Origin of the sequence: Streptomyces sp. NPDC056361 (genome assembly GCF_042262805.1) — a bacterium.
GTDB lineage: Bacteria > Actinomycetota > Actinomycetes > Streptomycetales > Streptomycetaceae > Streptomyces.
In genome coordinates this window covers 1-15,436 of sequence record NZ_JBHJQI010000022.1, presented here as the reverse complement: position 1 = coordinate 15,436, position 15,436 = coordinate 1, and the positions used below count along the sequence as shown (strand labels likewise).

The 15,436-nt window shown below is 73.8% G+C and carries 14 protein-coding genes; 4 read left to right on the top strand and 10 right to left on the bottom strand.

Annotated elements, in window-relative coordinates; translation table 11 throughout:
- Nucleotides 1-77: 77 nt before the first annotated feature.
- Entirely contained in the window at nucleotides 78-2,099 is a 2,022-nt protein-coding gene (locus tag ACFCY7_RS09835; protein ID WP_376482983.1) for a thioredoxin domain-containing protein, read from the top strand.
- Between the two features lie 79 nt (nucleotides 2,100-2,178).
- Here the strand turns inward: ACFCY7_RS09835 and ACFCY7_RS09830 are convergent, their stop codons facing one another.
- From ACFCY7_RS09830 to ACFCY7_RS09820, 3 genes are all read right to left on the bottom strand, one after another.
- Complete coding sequence (locus ACFCY7_RS09830) at nucleotides 2,179-2,586, bottom strand: rodlin (RefSeq protein WP_376482981.1); 408 nt, start codon at nucleotides 2,584-2,586, stop codon at nucleotides 2,179-2,181.
- Nucleotides 2,587-2,680: 94 nt separating this feature from the next.
- Nucleotides 2,681-3,721 (bottom strand): LCP family protein, encoded by a 1,041-nt coding sequence (locus ACFCY7_RS09825; RefSeq protein ID WP_376482980.1) that lies wholly within the window; start codon nucleotides 3,719-3,721, stop codon nucleotides 2,681-2,683.
- Nucleotides 3,722-4,115: 394 nt separating this feature from the next.
- Nucleotides 4,116-4,526: a rodlin gene (locus ACFCY7_RS09820; protein WP_376482978.1), complete on the bottom strand. Its 411-nt coding sequence runs from the start codon at nucleotides 4,524-4,526 to the stop codon at nucleotides 4,116-4,118.
- A 218-nt stretch (nucleotides 4,527-4,744) separates the two neighbouring features.
- On the opposite strand from ACFCY7_RS09820, the gene ACFCY7_RS09815 reads away from it, so the two are divergent.
- Together ACFCY7_RS09815 and ACFCY7_RS09810 are read left to right on the top strand one after the other, a co-directional pair.
- Nucleotides 4,745-5,158: a rodlin gene (locus ACFCY7_RS09815; protein ID WP_376482977.1), complete on the top strand. Its 414-nt coding sequence runs from the start codon at nucleotides 4,745-4,747 to the stop codon at nucleotides 5,156-5,158.
- Nucleotides 5,159-5,334: 176 nt separating this feature from the next.
- Nucleotides 5,335-5,568, top strand: coding sequence for a chaplin (locus tag ACFCY7_RS09810; protein ID WP_376482975.1), 234 nt, complete (start codon nucleotides 5,335-5,337; stop codon nucleotides 5,566-5,568).
- A gap of 67 nt (nucleotides 5,569-5,635) precedes the next feature.
- Here the strand turns inward: ACFCY7_RS09810 and ACFCY7_RS09805 are convergent, their stop codons facing one another.
- Entirely contained in the window at nucleotides 5,636-6,892 is a 1,257-nt protein-coding gene (locus tag ACFCY7_RS09805; protein ID WP_376483086.1) for an FAD-dependent oxidoreductase, read from the bottom strand.
- 35 nt (nucleotides 6,893-6,927) lie between these two features.
- Entirely contained in the window at nucleotides 6,928-8,235 is a 1,308-nt protein-coding gene (locus ACFCY7_RS09800; protein WP_376482974.1) for an ATP-grasp domain-containing protein, read from the bottom strand.
- Between the two features lie 157 nt (nucleotides 8,236-8,392).
- On the opposite strand from ACFCY7_RS09800, the gene ACFCY7_RS09795 reads away from it, so the two are divergent.
- Nucleotides 8,393-9,934: a glycoside hydrolase family 26 protein gene (locus ACFCY7_RS09795; protein ID WP_376482973.1), complete on the top strand. Its 1,542-nt coding sequence runs from the start codon at nucleotides 8,393-8,395 to the stop codon at nucleotides 9,932-9,934.
- A 25-nt stretch (nucleotides 9,935-9,959) separates the two neighbouring features.
- Here ACFCY7_RS09795 and ACFCY7_RS09790 read toward each other — a convergent pair whose 3' ends face one another.
- Genes ACFCY7_RS09790 through murJ form a run of 5 tightly spaced genes read right to left on the bottom strand, consistent with a single transcriptional unit; the run spans nucleotide 9,960 to nucleotide 15,375 of the window.
- Entirely contained in the window at nucleotides 9,960-11,102 is a 1,143-nt protein-coding gene (locus tag ACFCY7_RS09790; RefSeq protein WP_376482972.1) for a GNAT family N-acetyltransferase, read from the bottom strand.
- Nucleotides 11,099-11,770, bottom strand: coding sequence for a lipopolysaccharide biosynthesis protein (locus ACFCY7_RS09785; RefSeq protein ID WP_376482970.1), 672 nt, complete (start codon nucleotides 11,768-11,770; stop codon nucleotides 11,099-11,101). Before ACFCY7_RS09785 ends, ACFCY7_RS09790 begins: the two co-directional genes overlap by 4 nt.
- A gap of 14 nt (nucleotides 11,771-11,784) precedes the next feature.
- Nucleotides 11,785-12,918: a glycosyltransferase gene (locus tag ACFCY7_RS09780; RefSeq protein ID WP_376482969.1), complete on the bottom strand. Its 1,134-nt coding sequence runs from the start codon at nucleotides 12,916-12,918 to the stop codon at nucleotides 11,785-11,787.
- Nucleotides 12,915-13,718, bottom strand: coding sequence for a polysaccharide deacetylase family protein (locus ACFCY7_RS09775; RefSeq protein ID WP_376482966.1), 804 nt, complete (start codon nucleotides 13,716-13,718; stop codon nucleotides 12,915-12,917). Before ACFCY7_RS09775 ends, ACFCY7_RS09780 begins: the two co-directional genes overlap by 4 nt.
- Entirely contained in the window at nucleotides 13,615-15,375 is a 1,761-nt protein-coding gene (gene murJ / locus ACFCY7_RS09770; RefSeq protein WP_376483084.1) for a murein biosynthesis integral membrane protein MurJ, read from the bottom strand. The genes ACFCY7_RS09775 and murJ overlap by 104 nt, the downstream gene beginning before the upstream one ends.
- Nucleotides 15,376-15,436: the final 61 nt, after the last annotated feature.

The window sequence follows — 15,436 nt, the reverse complement described above, 5'->3', positions numbered from 1 at the left end:
GGGCCCAGTGTCCTGCGCGGCGCGCGTCGGCGCGAGAGAGCGGAGAAAGGAGGAGACGGCTGCGGCAGGATGGGCCCATGCCGAACCGACTGGCCCATGAGACCTCCCCGTACCTCCTGCAGCACGCCGACAACCCGGTCGACTGGTGGCCGTGGTCGGCCGAGGCCTTCGAGGAGGCCCGTCGCCGCGACGTCCCCGTCCTGCTCAGCGTCGGGTACAGCTCCTGCCACTGGTGTCACGTCATGGCGCACGAGTCCTTCGAGGACGACGCCACCGCCGCCCTGGTCAACGAGCACTTCGTCGCGGTCAAGGTCGACCGCGAGGAACGCCCCGACGTCGACGCCGTCTACATGGAGGCCGTCCAGGCCGCCACCGGCCAGGGCGGCTGGCCGATGACCGTCTTCCTCACCCCCGACGCCGCCCCCTTCTACTTCGGTACGTACTTCCCGCCCGAGCCCCGCCACGGCATGCCCTCCTTCCCCGAGGTCCTCGAAGGCGTCCGGGACGCCTGGACCGGCCGCCGCGAGGAGGTCGGCGAGGTCGCCGACCGGATCGTCAAGGACCTCGCCGGCCGCTCCCTCGCCTACGGCGGCGACGGCGTCCCCGGCGAGGAGGAGCTCGCCCAGGCCCTCCTCGGCCTCACCCGCGAGTACGACGCCACCCGCGGCGGCTTCGGCGGCGCCCCCAAGTTCCCGCCGTCGATGGCCCTGGAGTTCCTGCTCCGCCACCACGCCCGTACGGGCTCCGAGGGCGCCCTCCAGATGGCCGTCGACACCTGCGAGGCGATGGCCCGCGGCGGCATCTACGACCAGCTCGGCGGCGGCTTCGCCCGCTACGCCGTCGACCGCGCCTGGGTCGTCCCCCACTTCGAGAAGATGCTGTACGACAACGCCCTGCTCTGCCGCGCCTACGCCCACCTGTGGAAGGCCACCGGCAGCGACCTGGCCCGCCGGGTCGCCCTGGAGACCGCCGACTTCCTCGTCCGCGAACTCCGCACCCCCGAGGGCGGCTTCGCCTCCGCCCTCGACGCCGACTCTGACGACGGCACCGGCAAGCACGTCGAGGGCGCCTACTACGTGTGGACCCCCGGGCAGCTCGCCGAGGTCCTCGGCGCGGACGACGCCGCCCTCGCCGCCGCCCACTACGGCGTCACCGAGGACGGCACCTTCGAGCACGGCAGCTCCGTCCTCCAGCTCCCCCAGGAGGCGGGCCCGGCCGACGCCGACCGGATCGCGTCGATCGCGGCCCGGCTCCTCGCCGCCCGCGAGGAGCGCGCCCGCCCCGGCCGCGACGACAAGGTCGTCGCCGCCTGGAACGGCCTCGCCATCGCCGCCCTCGCCGAGACCGGCGCCCTCTTCGACCGCCCCGACCTCGTCGAGCGCGCCACCGAGGCCGCCGACCTGCTCGTCCGGGTCCACATGGACGAGCAGGCCCGGCTCACCCGCACCTCGAAGGACGGCCGGGCCGGCACCAACGCCGGGGTCCTGGAGGACTACGCCGACGTCGCCGAGGGGTTCCTCGCCCTCGCCGCCGTCACCGGCGAAGGCGCCTGGCTGGAGTTCGCCGGCTTCCTCCTGGACCTCGTCCTCGACCGCTTCGTCGCCGAGGGCGGCGCGCTGTACGACACGGCCCACGACGCCGAGGCCCTCATCCGGCGCCCCCAGGACCCCACCGACAACGCCACCCCGTCCGGCTGGACCGCCGCCGCCGGAGCACTGCTCTCCTACGCGGCGCAGACCGGCTCCGAGGCCCACCGCGCCGCCGCCGAAGGAGCGCTCGGCGTCGTCAAGGCCCTCGGCCCGCGCGCGCCCCGCTTCATCGGCTGGGGACTCGCCGTCGCCGAGGCCCTCCTCGACGGGCCCCGCGAGATCGCGGTGGTCGGCGCCCCCGGCGACGAGGCCTTCCAGGAGCTGCGCCGTACCGCGCTCCTGGCCACCGCCCCCGGCGCGGTCGTCGCCACCGGCACCCCCGACAGCGAGGAGTTCCCGCTCCTGAAGGACCGTCCGCTGGTGGCCGGACGACCCGCCGCGTACGTCTGCCGTCACTTCACCTGCGACGCCCCGGTCACGGACCCGGCCGAACTGCGCCGGGCGCTCTGACCCCGGCGCGGAACGGGGACGGCCCCGCCACCCCTCCGAGGAGGGGCGGCGGGGCCGCACCGTCGCCGAGCGGCGTTGCTCAGCTGTTGCCGGCGCCGTTGCCGGACAGCACGGGGATGTCGCTGAGGATGTGCGACAGCGGCTCGTCACCCTTGGCCTGGGTGGAGTTCTCGGTGCACTGCTGGTTCTGCGGGGAGGACAGGACGTTGACGTCCTGGACCGCGATCGGGATCAGGCCGATCAGCGAACCGGCGTTGACCTTGGCCGGCAGGCCCACGCACGGCTTGTTCAGGGAGCCCTGGACGAGCGCGAACTGCGGGCTCATGTCGCCGTGGGTGCTGGAGTTGCCGAACTCCTGGTGGGCGCCGTTGCCCGACAGCGAGGTGGTGCCGCCGTCGTCGGCGATCGCCAGCGCCTGACCGGCACCCGCCGCCGTCGCGCCGAGAACGGACGCGGCCACAGCAGCCGTCGCCAAGAGCTTCTTCATTGTTCAGGCCTTTCGGATCCTGGCCCGCTGAGTGGCGAGCCGTGCTGATCAACTGGTCGGTGGCCCGGAGGTTCCGGCAAGTCCACCGGACGGACTACGGGCAGATGAGCGAGGAACCCGGCGCGGGCCGGTACGCGCCCACCGGGATCTCGCTCGGCGCCACGGCCCCGGCCGCGGGCAGCGGACGGTCCTCGCGCAGCCGCCCGAAGACCTCCGCGGCCCCTTCCTCGTCCCACGCGAGCGTCGACCCGACCCCGGCGATGTCCGGGTTGAAACCCCGTACGGGCACGGTCGAGAACTCCATCCGGTCCGGAGGCAGGTCCTTCAGACGGGCGGCGAGCGTCAGCAGCTCCCTCGTCGAGACGCCCCGCTCGACGGCGGCGGTGCCGCGCAGGGTCCCGGCGAACGCCTCCAACGCCGCCGGGTCGTCCAGGACGCCCTCGCGGAGCCGCTCCAGGGTGTTCACCACGAACTTCTGCTGCTTCTGGATCCGCCCGAAGTCCATCTGCCCGTCGGCCCGCCGCGACCGCACGTACTGGAGCGCCTCGCCGCCGGCGACCCGCTTGGTACCGGGCTGCAGGTCGATGCCGGTGACCGGGTCCTCGAGCGGCTCGACCGTACAGACGGGGACTCCGCCGTCGACGCGGTCGACGGTGTCCATGAAGCGCCGGAAGTCGATCTCCAGGTAGCGGTGGACGGGCAGCCCGGTCATCGACTCGACGGTCTGCACCGTGAAGGCGGGGCCGCCCTCCGCCCAGGCGTTGTTGATCTTCGCGGGGTGGGCGGCGTGCAGCTTTCCGGTCCGCCGGTCGCGGTGCTGGTCGGGGAAGGCGGCGAGTGAGTCGCGCGGCAGGCTCACGACGCTGACCCGGTCGTTCGCCGCGGACACGTGCACCAGCATGATCACGTCGGTGCAGTCGCACTCCTGCCCGCCCAGGCGGAAGCGTTCCTTCTCCTCCTCGGTGACGCCCTTGCGGCTGTCGATGCCGACGACCAGGAGGTTCAGCCCCTGCTCGGGGGAGGGCAGGTCGGACGGGACGACGGCGAGGGCGCCGGGCGCGAGCGCGGCGAGAGCCGTGAGGGCCGCCGAGGCGAGCAGTGCGCGGCGCAGCCCCCGGGAACGCGGGAATTTCATGCCCGCACGCTATTTCGACCCCGCTCGCACACAGGTACGCGACGCGACATGAACAGGGCGAATCACTCTCCTGCGGCGCCTGTGGAATGATGCGGGAATCGCAGCGGAAGGAGCGAAGATGGCGCCGGATCCCGGAAAATGGGAACGGATGGCCTTCATTCCGAAGAGCCGATATGTGAGTGAGGCACCCCCTCCCGACCGCACGCCATTCCCGGTGTATTCCGCCCTGGTGGCCCAGTGGACGCAGGCGGGGCGCACGGTCCCCGGCGTGCCGGACCGCGAGTGGGAGCGCCTGATGGCCGCGCCGGTGTGGCCGACCTGGTGACAGCGCGAAAGGGGCCGCCCCGGAGGGCGGCCCCTGACGTGTGAACGCCGACGCGCGAAGCGCGGAACGTCAGTTGTTGCCGACGCCGTTGCCCGACAGGACCGGGATGTCGTCCAGGATGTGCGAGAGCGCCTCGTCACCCTTGGCCTGCGTGGAGTTCTCGGTGCACTGCTGGTTCTGCGGGGAGGACAGGACGTTGATGTCCTGGACCGCGATCGGGATGGCACCGATCAGCGAACCGGCGTTGACCTTGGCCGGCAGGCCCACGCACGGCTTGTTCAGGGAGCCCTGGACGAGTGCGAACTGCGGGCTCATGTTGCCGTAGGTGGCGGAGTTGCCGTACTCCTGGTGCGCGCCGTTGCCCGAGAGCGACGTGGTGCCGCCGTCGTTGGCGATGGCGAGCGCGGGGGAGGCCACGGCGGCGGTGGCGCCGACGATGGAGACGGCTGCGGCCGCAGTGGCCATAACCTTCTTGATCACGGGAGTTCCCTTCTAGAACCGGCTCCGTGCAGGGAGCTGCCTGATCAACTGCCCCCGGACGCAAGGGTTCCGCGGTGTCACCCCCTTGGCGGAGCGCACTCGGCAGCGCGAAACGCGGGCCCAGTCGAACGGGTGAAGTGCCGGAACCAAAGCCACCGGGCGCAGTTGATCCCGTCGCATCAATCAGGTCGATTGGTGGGAACAGGAACGGAATCACCGTGATCAAGAAGATTATGGCGGCTGCGGCTGTTACGGCCTCTGTTGTCGGCGCTTCTGCTGCGGCGGCCTCCCCGGCGCTCGCCATCGCCGACGACGGCGGCACGACCTCGCTCTCGGGCAACGGCGCGCACCAGTCCTTCGGCAACTCGAAGACCACCGGTGACATGAGCCCGCAGTTCTCGGCCGTCCAGGGCTCGCTGAACAAGCTCTGCCTCGGTGCCCCGGTCAAGGGCAACGTCGGCTCGGTCGTCGGCATCCTCGTCCCGGTCGCGGTCCAGGACATCAACGTCCTGTCCTCCCCGCAGAACCAGCAGTGCGCCGAGAACTCGACCCAGGCCAAGGGCGACGAGCCGCTGTCGCACATCGTCGAGGACATCCCGGTGCTCTCTGGCAACGGTGCCTACAACGGCTGATCCGCATCGCGCGAAACAGGGCCGGAGGGAACGGTGACGTTCCCCTCCGGCCCTGTTCGTGCGGGCAATGGGGTGAAAGAGGAAACTCCCCCGACGTTTCGGTTTCCTTTTCGAGGTGTGTTCGTTGTCTTGTGTGCTGCGGAAATGCATTCCGCCGAAGAAAGGATCCAGACGAAATGAACTGTAAGAAGGCTGCGGCCGTCATCGCCGGAATCGTCATGGCCATGGGTGCGGCGTCGCCGGCCTTCGCGGACGCGGACGCGCACGGTGTGGCGATCGGTTCGCCGGGTGTCCTGTCCGGCAACGTCGTCCAGGTCCCGATCCACATCCCGATCAACGTCTGCGGCAACAGCGTGAACGTCATCGGCGCGCTGAACCCGGCCGCCGGCAACATCTGCGTCAACGCCTGACCCCACGGCACCGCGCAGGCACGGGGTCGGCCCCGGAGAGCGTCCGCTCCCCGGGGCCGGCCCTCGGTCATGCCGTGACCGGCGCCTTCCCGCCCGTACGCGGCAGGCCCACCGCCCCGCCCGGGGCACCCGTCCGCAGCCGCTGCCGCACGCCCTTCACCAGGCGCCCCGCCGTGTACTCGGCGCCGAGGACGAACCGCATCGACGGGCCGTACGAAGGGGCGGTGAGCAGTCCGGCGAGGAAGAGGCCGGGCCACGACGACTCGAAGAGGCCGCCGACCTCCGGCGCGCCGCCCGCGCCGACCGTGCGCAGGGCGCCGCGCAGCGCGGGGGAGAGCACGCCGGCCCGGTCCAGGCTGGGGGTGAAGCCGGTGGCCGCGACGACGTGGTCGGTCTCCAGGACCGTCGTCCCCTCGGGCCCGGCGACGTCGATCCGCAGCCGCTCGTCGCCGGTCACCGCGGCCGAGGTGATCCGCTGCCCGAGGCGTACGTCCCCGATCGCCGCGAACCGCTCGCGGAGCCACCAGGCGCCCGCCGGCCCGAGCGCCGAGTCGAAGATCCGCTCGCGGGTGGCGGCCGGCAGTCGCCGGAAGACGCCCGGGGTGTCCGCGTACAGCTTGTTCTTCCAGCCGCAGCCGAGGCCCGTGTGCGGGGCGCGCAGCGAGGGCCACAGTCCGCGGTCGAGGGCCGGGGGCAGGGTGTTCCAGCGCAGCCGGTCCGCGCGGGCGACGATCCGCACGGTGGCGGCGCCCCGCTCCGTGAGGAGCGCGGCGGTCTCCAGGGCGGCCTGGCCGGCCCCGACGACCGTGACGTCCCGGCCGGCGAAGCCGTCGAGTTCGCCGTGGTGGCTGGAGTGGGTGACGTACCGCCGGGGGAGTCCGCGCAGCGGGCCGGGGATCTCCATGAACGGCAGGACGCCGACGGCGAGCGCCACCGTCCGGGCGCGGAGGGCCTCGCCGTCCTCGGTCCGCAGTTCGAACCCACCGGGGCCGGGGGCCACCGACGCGATCAGGCGCTCGTCGAGCGCCGGCACGGCCTGCCGGGCGAACCAGTCGCCGTACGCGGCGAAGAAGTCGACCGGCAGCGGCACGCCGTGGGTGGCGCGGACGCCCCGGGTGGCGGCGTAGGCGTCGAGTCCGTACGCGCCCCCCGGGTCGGAGAGGTGGGAGGCCCACGGCTCCGACTTCAGGAACATGCCCGAGGGCATGGCGTGCCAGGACTCCATCGAGCGGCCGAAGGTCCGGAGGTCCAGTCCGCGGGCCGCCGCGTGCGCGGCCACGGACAGACCGTAGGGTCCGGCCCCGACGACCACCAGGTCGTACATCGGCTTCGACGACTTCGACATCGTGCCTTCCGCCTTCATCGTGGGGTGAGCTGGTGGGAGGAGGCGCGGGGCGCCGGCGCCGACGCGGTGCCCGGCGGAGGAGTACGTCCCGCCCCGAACAGGCCGCGGAGCGCGGTCAGCGCCCTGCGCAGCAGGTGGGCGGCCCAGGCGCGGCCCATGGAGAGCGCGGGCCCCGGGTCGTCGGCCGCCCACCAGGCGAACTCGGTCCGCTGCCGCGCGGCCCCCGGCTCGGCCGCGTACCGGCGGTGCGGCGAGGCCAGGAGCGAGAGCACCGTGTAGTTCTCGACCAGGAACCGGCGGCCGTACGCGGGGGTGTGCGGCGGCACCGGACGCCCGGTGAGGTCGAGGTGGAGCGCCCGGACCACGTCCAGGCCGTCCGCGTCGGCGAACAGCCGGAACTGGGCGCCGGGCCGGGGGTTGAAGTCGAGCAGGTGGTACGCGCCGGTCGCCCGGTCGAGCCGGAAGTCCAGATCGCACACGCCCCGGTAGCCGAGCGCGTCGAGGAGCTCGCGGGCGGTCCGCTCGACGGCCGGGTTCACCGCCCAGCGGCCCACGGCGGTGAGTCCCGCCCCGTCCGGCCAGGACCGCTCCTTGCGGCCCGACGCCCCGGTCGTGCAGCGGCCCCCGGAGTCCACGTACCCGTGGAAGAACCAGTCCAGGTCGCGGCCCGCCGGGAGGAGTTCCTGGAGCAGCAGCCGGCTGCCCGCCTCCGGGGTGCGGGCGTACAGCTCCCGTACCTCCGCCAGCGACCGCACGATCGTGGTGCTGCGCAGCCCGCCGCCGGCCGGCAGCAGCCACGGCCGGCTCCACTTGGCGATCACCGGCAGGCCGAGCGACCACGCCATGGCGGCGGCCTCGTCGGCGCCGGCGGGCAGTTCGGTCCGCGGGTGCGGCAGGCCCAGGGCCGCACAGGTCTCGGCGAGCGCCCCCTTGTCCGCGACCCGGAGCAACTGCCGCTCGGTCTGCTCGGGCAGCAGGAAGCGCGGGCCGAGTTCGTCGCGGTGGCGGGCCAGCGCGAGGGCGCTGACGTCGTCCAGCGGCACGGGCAGTACGGGTTCTGACGGGCTGTCGGTGATCTCGCCGGCCATCCGCTTCAGCAGCCCCGCCAGCTCGGCGGCGGAGGTCGCCACGGGGCGGGCCCGGGCCGAACGGAGATAGCGGGAGCGGGTGACCGGACTGGTGCTCGATTCGATGACGGCATGGACCGGAATTCCCGCCCGTCCCAGCGAGCGCGCGGCGCCGAGGGTGCCGTGATGAAAGGGATTCCGGTCGAGCCGCACCAGGACGGCGGGGACACGGGTGTCGAAACTCTGGCGCAGCACGGCATGCCCTTCCTCTCGGGTGCCCCAACTGGGCGATGAAATCCTCTAATGGACTACCGATCAGAGGGAAGCCGAGTTCACGGTCGGCTCATTAGGAATACTTTCGGAACATCGGATTGACGGATCATCAAAAAGCGAACGGCGCTAAGGAGCAACCATGGCAGCTGCATACCGGAGAACCTCGAGAGCGTGGCTGGGGGTGTTCACCGCCGGTCTCCTCGCCACGGGCTCAGTCGTCCTCTCGTCCCCCGCCCGCGCCGCCGACTCCGCCACGGCGAAGGACCCCACGCCGACGCTCGCCGGCGCCATGGGGGCCTTCCTCGACTCGGGCGCGCTCGGGGTCGCCCGCATCGGGCAGCTGCAGCGGTGGCTCGGCGGCCACGAACTCCGCGTCGGCCACACCTACCTCCCCGGCGAGCGGTGGAGCAGCATCGAGGGGCCCCCCGGCTTCCTCGACGCCTGGGCCGACTGGCGCAACGAGAAGGCCGACCGCCTCTTCGTCCTCAACGTGCCCATGCTCGAACGGAACGAGGCCGGCGTCTCCGACCACGAGGTCCGCCGCCAGCTCCAGCTCGGCGCCGCCGGCTACTACGACCACCACTTCAAGACCCTCGCCGAACGGCTCGTCGGACTGAACGCCGCCGACACCGTCGTCGTCCTCGGCTGGGAGATGAACGGCACCACCTACACCCACCGGTGCGCCCCCGACCCCACCGCCTGGAAGAAGTACTGGAACCGGATCGTCGCCACGATGCGGTCCGTACCGGGCCAGGAGTTCCGCTTCGACTTCAACCCGAGCCGCGGCCGCGACGCGATCCCGTGGACCGAGTGCTACCCGGGTGACGACGTCGTCGACATCATCGGCATGGACTCGTACGACCAGCCCCCGGGAATGAGCTTCGACCAGCACGTCAGCGAGCCCTACGGACTCCAGAAGCAGGTCGATTTCGCCGCCGAGCACGGAAAGCAGATCTCCTATCCCGAATGGGGGCTCTTCCGGAACGGCGACAACCCCACCTACATGCGGCGCATGCTGGAATGGATGCGGCAGCACAAACCGCTGTACCACACGATCACCGATTACTGCCCGCACGGCGTCTGGCAATGCGACGACAATCCGCAGTCCTCGCTCGTCTTCCGCCAGATGCTGTACGGAGCGACCGAACCGGAACTCCCGACGGATCCGGTGGACCCGACCGATCCGGTGGACCCGACGGACCCGACGGACCCGACGGACCCGACCGATCCGGTGGACCCGACTGACCCGACGGTCCCTGAGCCGAAGCCTGAGCCCAAGCCGGAACCGAAGCCGGAACCCAAGCCCGAGCCGAAGCCTGAGCCCAAGCCGGAACCGAAGCCGGAACCCAAGCCCGAGCCGAAGCCTGAGCCCAAGCCGGAACCGAAGCCCGAGCCCAAGCCCGAGCCCAAGCCCGAGCCCAAGCCCGAGCCGAAGCCGGAACCCAAGCCGGAACCGAAGCCGGAACCCAAGCCCGAGCCCAAGCCCGAGCCGAAGCCGGAACCCAAGCCCGAGCCCAAGCCGGAACCGAAGCCCGAGCCCAAGCCGACCTGCTGGACCGTGAACCTCGGTTCGTGGTTGGAGGGTTGGATCGGTGGGCCGGTCTGTGTGCCGGAGGGCTCGTGGAAGGACGAGGCCGATCTCGACTGGAAGGACGCGCTGAAGGGGGTCTGGCCCTTCTGACCGGAGCGCACGGCGGTGGTGGAGCTCATCCGCCGCCGCCGTGCGGCGCACGGCCGGGGAGCCGGTCGAGGGCGCGGCGGATCCAGGCGTGGCTGCGGGCCTGTCCGGCGGCCCAGCGGCGGGCGTCGGCGGCGCCGGCGCGGAGCCAGAGCAGCGGGGCCGTGCCGCGGCCGGTGAGGAGGAGGCGCCGGTTGCGTACGGGCTCGGGGCGCCAGTGCTGCTTGTACGACTCGCTGCCCCGCAGCATGCTGAGGGTGGTGCGGCCGCCGGCGCTCGTCTCGGCGGCGCCGTGGCGGAGGAGCATGGCGGCGACGTCGACCTTGCGGGCGCGCAGGGCCGGGTCGGCGCCGTACAGGTAGCCGCCGGCGAGCCGCGGGGACATGAGGGTGAGGTCGGCGGCGACCACGTCCCCGGCGAGCCGGAACTCGGTGACCATCGCGTCGCCGCGCTCGACCATGGGTCGCACGGCCCGGGTGAGGTGTTGGGCGAACCGGCTGCTGGTGTGCTCGGCGGTCACCCCGCGGCCCTGCCACTGGAGCCGGTGGAGCGTGAGGAGCCGGTCGAGGGCGGCCGGGACCTCCTCCCCGGTGACGATGTGGGTGTCGATGCCGAGAGCGTCCAGCTTGCGGAGCTTGGCGCGGACCCGCTGGGCCTTCCCGGAGGGGATCCGTTCGAGCAGCCCTTCCATGGGGACGGCGGGCAGCTCCAGGCACAGCGAGTCGGGCAGCCGCCGGCGCGGTCCGCGCCAGTGCGCGAAGACGCGTTCGCTGGCCGCCCCGGGCCGCACCTCCCGCAGGTCGATGACCGCGCCCCGGGCGGCCCGGGCGAGCCCGCGGGCCAGGGCCGGCACGGCCTCGGGGCAGTCGTCGTCGAGGAGGACGTCCGTGAAGTCGGTGATGGTGCCGCCGAGCTGGGTGAGGACGGGCAGCGGTCCGCGGGCCCGCATCAGGGGTGCGGCGGCGACGAGTCCGCCGTCGTCCCGCCGTACGAGCACCACCCGCAGCGCGCCGGGACGGCCGTACGAGAGCCACCAGGAGTGCAGCCAGGAGTGGGACTGGAAGGGGGTCGCCGAGGAGCAGCGGCCGTACAAGGCCGTCCACTCGGCCGTCAGGCGGCCGAAGGCCTCCTCGTCGCGGCAGACCTCGGTCCGCAGGGCTCTCGGGGTCACACCGCCTCCGGCTGGTGCGTGGCGGCCGCCGGGGCGGGCACCGGGGCGGACGCGACGGGGGCCTGGCGGGAGTGCCGCGCCTCGCCGCGGGTGGCGCCGCGCTTCGGGCGGACCAGGAGGACCAGACCGCCCAGGAGTCCGCCCGCACAGCCGCCGACGAGCGCGGAGAGCGGCGCGGAGGGGGAGACCGGGGCGATGGGCTTGGTGGCGCGGGAGAACTGGACGACCTTCACGCCGGTGCTGCCCGCGACGTGCGTGCTGTTCAGGACCAGTGCCCGGGCCACGCCGTCGGCCATGGACACCGCCTTCGAGGGCTGCTCGGCGCGGGCCGTGATCGAGATCATCGGGGCGTCCGGGGAGGTCGCCGCCTGCACGTTCCTGCGCAGGGTGTCGGCGGTGACCCCGGCCCACACCTGGGCGTCGCCGGTCACCGCGATGTCGGTGGCGACCCGTCCGTACGCCTGGGCGAAGCCGAGCGCCGCCGCCGGGTCCGACTTCTCGGCCGGTACGACGATGACGTAGCTGGTCGCCGCGTACTGCGGGGCCTTCAGGACCCCGTAGCCGCCGCCGAGGGCCGCCCCGGCGAGGACGGCGGCGGGCAGGACCGCCCAGCGGCCGGGGGACCGCAGGCCGCCGGGGAGGAAGGAACGGGGTGGGTTGGTCTTCATGGGTGCGGGCTCTCTCACTTCGCGGGGGAGGGGGTGCCGTGGACGGACTGGTCGTAGAGGGACATCAACTGCCGGGCGCTGTGCGCGATGTCGTAGTGGCGGGCGGCCGCCGGCGCGGGCAGCCGGGCGAGCCGGGCGTCGCGGATGCCGCGCAGCGCGGAGATCAGCTCGGGCACGGACTCGCCGATCCGGCGCGCGCCCGGTGCCGCGTCCGGCGGCAGGTCGTCGATCGCCGGGCAGGCCACGTACAGCACGGGCAGGCCGGCGGCGAGCGCCTCGACGACGGCGAGCCCGAACGTCTCGTCGGGGGAGGTCGACACGAAGACGTCCATCGCGGCGAGCAGCCCGGGCAGCGAGGGGCCGGTCGAGGCGGCGGTCGGCGGGTCCGCGCAGGCCCCGGCGAGCAGCACCCGGGCGGCGGCCCCGCACTCGCCCGCCACCCGCAGCAGCTCCGCCCGGTGCCCGCCCTCGCCGACGAGCAGCAGCCGCGCCTCCGGCACCGACGCCACCGCCCGCACCAGTCGGTCGAACCGCTTCCCCGGCGTGAGCCGCCCCACCCCGCCCACCACATAGGCGTCCTCGGGGATGCCGAGGGCGCGCCGGGCGAGGCGGCGGGCGCCCGCGTCGAAGGCGAAGCGGTCCGTCTCGATGCCGTTGGGCACCACCCGGATGCGGTCCCGGGGCACGCCCCAGTCGGCCAGTCGGCGGGCCACGCTGGGCGAGACGGCGACCGTGGACGTGCCGAGCCGCTCGGACGCGAGGTACAGGGCGCGGGTGCCCGCGGAGAGCGGCCGGCCCTCGATCTGCGTCTCGCCGAGCGAGTGCTCGGTGGCGATCACCCGGCGGACCCCGGCGATCCTGGCCGCCGTCCTGCCGTACACGCACGCCCGGTACAGGTGGGTGTGGACGAGGTCGTAGCGGCCCTGGCGGACGATGCGGGCGAGCCGGGGCAGCGCCCCGAGGTCGCGGTTCCCGGTCATGCCCAGATGGGTGACGGGGGTGCCGTCCGCCTCGATGCCCGCGGCGACCGCGCCGGGGTTGGTGAGCGTCACCACCCCGCTGCTGACCGGGAGGTGGCGGAGCAGCAGCCGCAGCTGCTGCTCGGCGCCGCCGATGCCGAGCCCGGTGATGACGTGCAGGACCTTCACCGCGCACCGACCGCGGTGGGGTCCTGCCGGGCGGGGACCAGGTCGGCGGGGTGGCGGCGGCGCAGCGGGTGCAGGACGCGCTTGGCGGTGAGCCGCAACGAGGTGTCGTCCTCGCCGATGTGGACGCGGGGCAGGGCGTACGTCCCGGTGTGCCGGCCCGGGTCGATCGCGCAGGCGTAGCGGTATCCGGCCTTGCGCACGGCGTGGATAGCGCGCGGGTCGACCTGCCCGTACGGGTAGCAGAAGCCCTCCACCGGCGCGCCGGTCATCTCCTCCAGGAGCTCGCGGCTCCGGCGGGTCTCGGCGGCGAGCACCGCGTCGTCGGCCTCGGTGAGGGAGACGTGCGTCAGGCCGTGCGAGCCGATCTCCATGCCGGCGTCGGCGATCCGCAGGATCTCGTCCTCGGTCAGCAGCGACTTGCGCGGCCCGGCGGCGTCCCAGCCGTTCTCGCCGCCGAGCCGGCCCGGCAGGACGTAGACCGTCGCCGTGAAGCCGTGCCGGCGCAGCAACGGCAGCGCCGAGTCGAGGAAGTCCGCGTACCCGTCGTCGAAGGTGAGGCCGACGAGGCCCTTGGCGCGCCCGGCGGCGGTGGCGGCGAGCAGCTCCCGCACCGAGACCCCGCGCAGCCCCCGGTCGCCCAGCCAGTGCAGTTGCCGGGCGAAGCGCACGGGGGAGACGGTCACCCGGTACGGGTCGTCACCGGCGTCCGTGATCGAGTGGTACATCGCCACCCACAGGGGCGGCTTCACCCACAGGGGCGGCTTCGGCAGCAGACGGCGCAGCGCGGTGGCGGCGGGCATGGGGGGTCCTCCGGGAGGCGGAGCGGGGCAGGGGCGGAATCTCGGGCGCCTTGGGGGCGCAGGCGAGGAAGAGCAGGAAGACGCCGCAGACGGCCAGGCAGGCGGCGGCGACGGCGAGGGCGGCGGGGCCGATCGCGAGCTGGCAGAGCCAGCCGACGCCGGTGGCCCACGCGCCGGCGGCGGCGAGCCGGAGAAGACCCTCGCCGAGCCGGTCGACGCGGACCGGGACGGCCTGCCGGTGGGCGCCGCGCAGCAGCAGGACGGCGGTCAGGGTGATCCCGAGGGCGTTGGCGGCGGCGATGCCCACCGCACCCCAGTAGTGGGCGCCGGGGACGCCCGCGGCGGCGGTCGTGGCGAGGCCCGCGGCCATGGAGGCGGCCGGGTACCAGAGCGGGCGGGCGGCGGAGAAGTAGCAGCGGACGAGGGCGCCGACCATCGTCTGGCCGAGCAGCCCGAGCGCGTAGACCCGCATGACGGCGGCGGTGGACGTGGTGTCGGCGGCGCCGAACTCTCCTCGCTCGAAGAGGAGTTCGACGATCCGGGGGGCGGCGGCGATCACCGTGGAGGCGCCGGCGAGCACCACGACGGCGGCCATCAGCAGATCCCGCTCGACCCGGCGGCGGGCCGCCTCGGTGTCGCCCGCGGCGAGCGCGCGGGCCACCACCGGGAAGCTGACCGTGCACAGCATCAGGGACAGGATCATCGGCATCTGGGCGACCTTCTGCGCGTAGTTCAGATGCGAGATGGCGCCGGCGGGCAGCGGGGACGCGAGGAAGCGCTCGATCAGGGTCTGGGACTGGCGGCACAGCGAGAACGCGACGACGGGCGCGATCAGACCGAGCAGCACGATCCGGCCCTCGCCCGAGTCGCCGGACGCGAGCGCCCCGGGCTCCCGCATCGGCACCGGACGGACCCGCAGCTCGCGCAGCAGCGACGGCGCCTGCACGAGGACCATCAGCACGCCGCCGACCGCGACCCCGGCGGCGGCGGAGCGCACCCCCCACGGCTGGCGCAGCAGCAGGATCGTGCCGATGATGCCGACGTTGTACGCCACGTAGATGGTCGCCGGGGGCACGAAGCAGCCGTGCGCGCGCAGCGCGGCCGAGCAGTACCCCACCAGCGCGAACGACAGCACGCACGTCCCGGTGAGCCGCGTGCAGTCGACCGCGAGCCCCGGATCGGGCAGCCCCGGCGCGAGCGCCGACACCAGCAGCGGCGCCGCCACGACGAGGAGCGCGGCGGCGGCCCCCACGGCCAGGGTCAGCCGGGGCAGCGTGCCCCGCACGAGCGCCCGCACCGGGTCGCCGAACGGGCCCCCCGAACGCCGGGCCAGGGCACGGGAGAACGCCGGCACCAGGATCAGCGCCATCGCGTCCTCGATCAGCAGCGTCGACGCGAACTCCGGCACCGTCCACGCCACCAGGAACGCGTCGGTCTCGGCCCCCGCCCCGAAGTACCCCGCCAGGATCTGGTCCCGTACGAGCCCCAGCAGCGCCCCGAGCGCCGTCAGCGCGGCGGTCACCGCGGCGGCCTTCGCCAGGAACCCGCGCCCCTGCGTCCGGTCGCCGCCCGCGCGGGGCGCCCGCACCCGGGCGTGCGCCCGCCGCCCCGGAGGACGGGCCGGCAGCGGCGTGAGACCGCGCACGGCCTCGGTCACCGCGCCCGTCGCGGCGCCCGTGGCCCCGGGCAGCAGCGCGGCCTCCGGGCCCCACGGGGAG

Coding starts and splice junctions, on each gene's coding strand:
- ACFCY7_RS09835 (WP_376482983.1), top strand. CDS start 78: ATGCCGAACCGACTGGCCCATGAGACCTCCCCGTACCTCCTGCAGCAC.
- ACFCY7_RS09830 (WP_376482981.1), bottom strand. CDS start 2,586: ATGAAGAAGCTCTTGGCGACGGCTGCTGTGGCCGCGTCCGTTCTCGGC.
- ACFCY7_RS09825 (WP_376482980.1), bottom strand. CDS start 3,721: ATGAAATTCCCGCGTTCCCGGGGGCTGCGCCGCGCACTGCTCGCCTCG.
- ACFCY7_RS09810 (WP_376482975.1), top strand. CDS start 5,335: ATGAACTGTAAGAAGGCTGCGGCCGTCATCGCCGGAATCGTCATGGCC.
- ACFCY7_RS09805 (WP_376483086.1), bottom strand. CDS start 6,892: ATGTACGACCTGGTGGTCGTCGGGGCCGGACCCTACGGTCTGTCCGTG.
- ACFCY7_RS09795 (WP_376482973.1), top strand. CDS start 8,393: ATGGCAGCTGCATACCGGAGAACCTCGAGAGCGTGGCTGGGGGTGTTC.
- ACFCY7_RS09785 (WP_376482970.1), bottom strand. CDS start 11,770: ATGAAGACCAACCCACCCCGTTCCTTCCTCCCCGGCGGCCTGCGGTCC.
- ACFCY7_RS09775 (WP_376482966.1), bottom strand. CDS start 13,718: ATGCCCGCCGCCACCGCGCTGCGCCGTCTGCTGCCGAAGCCGCCCCTG.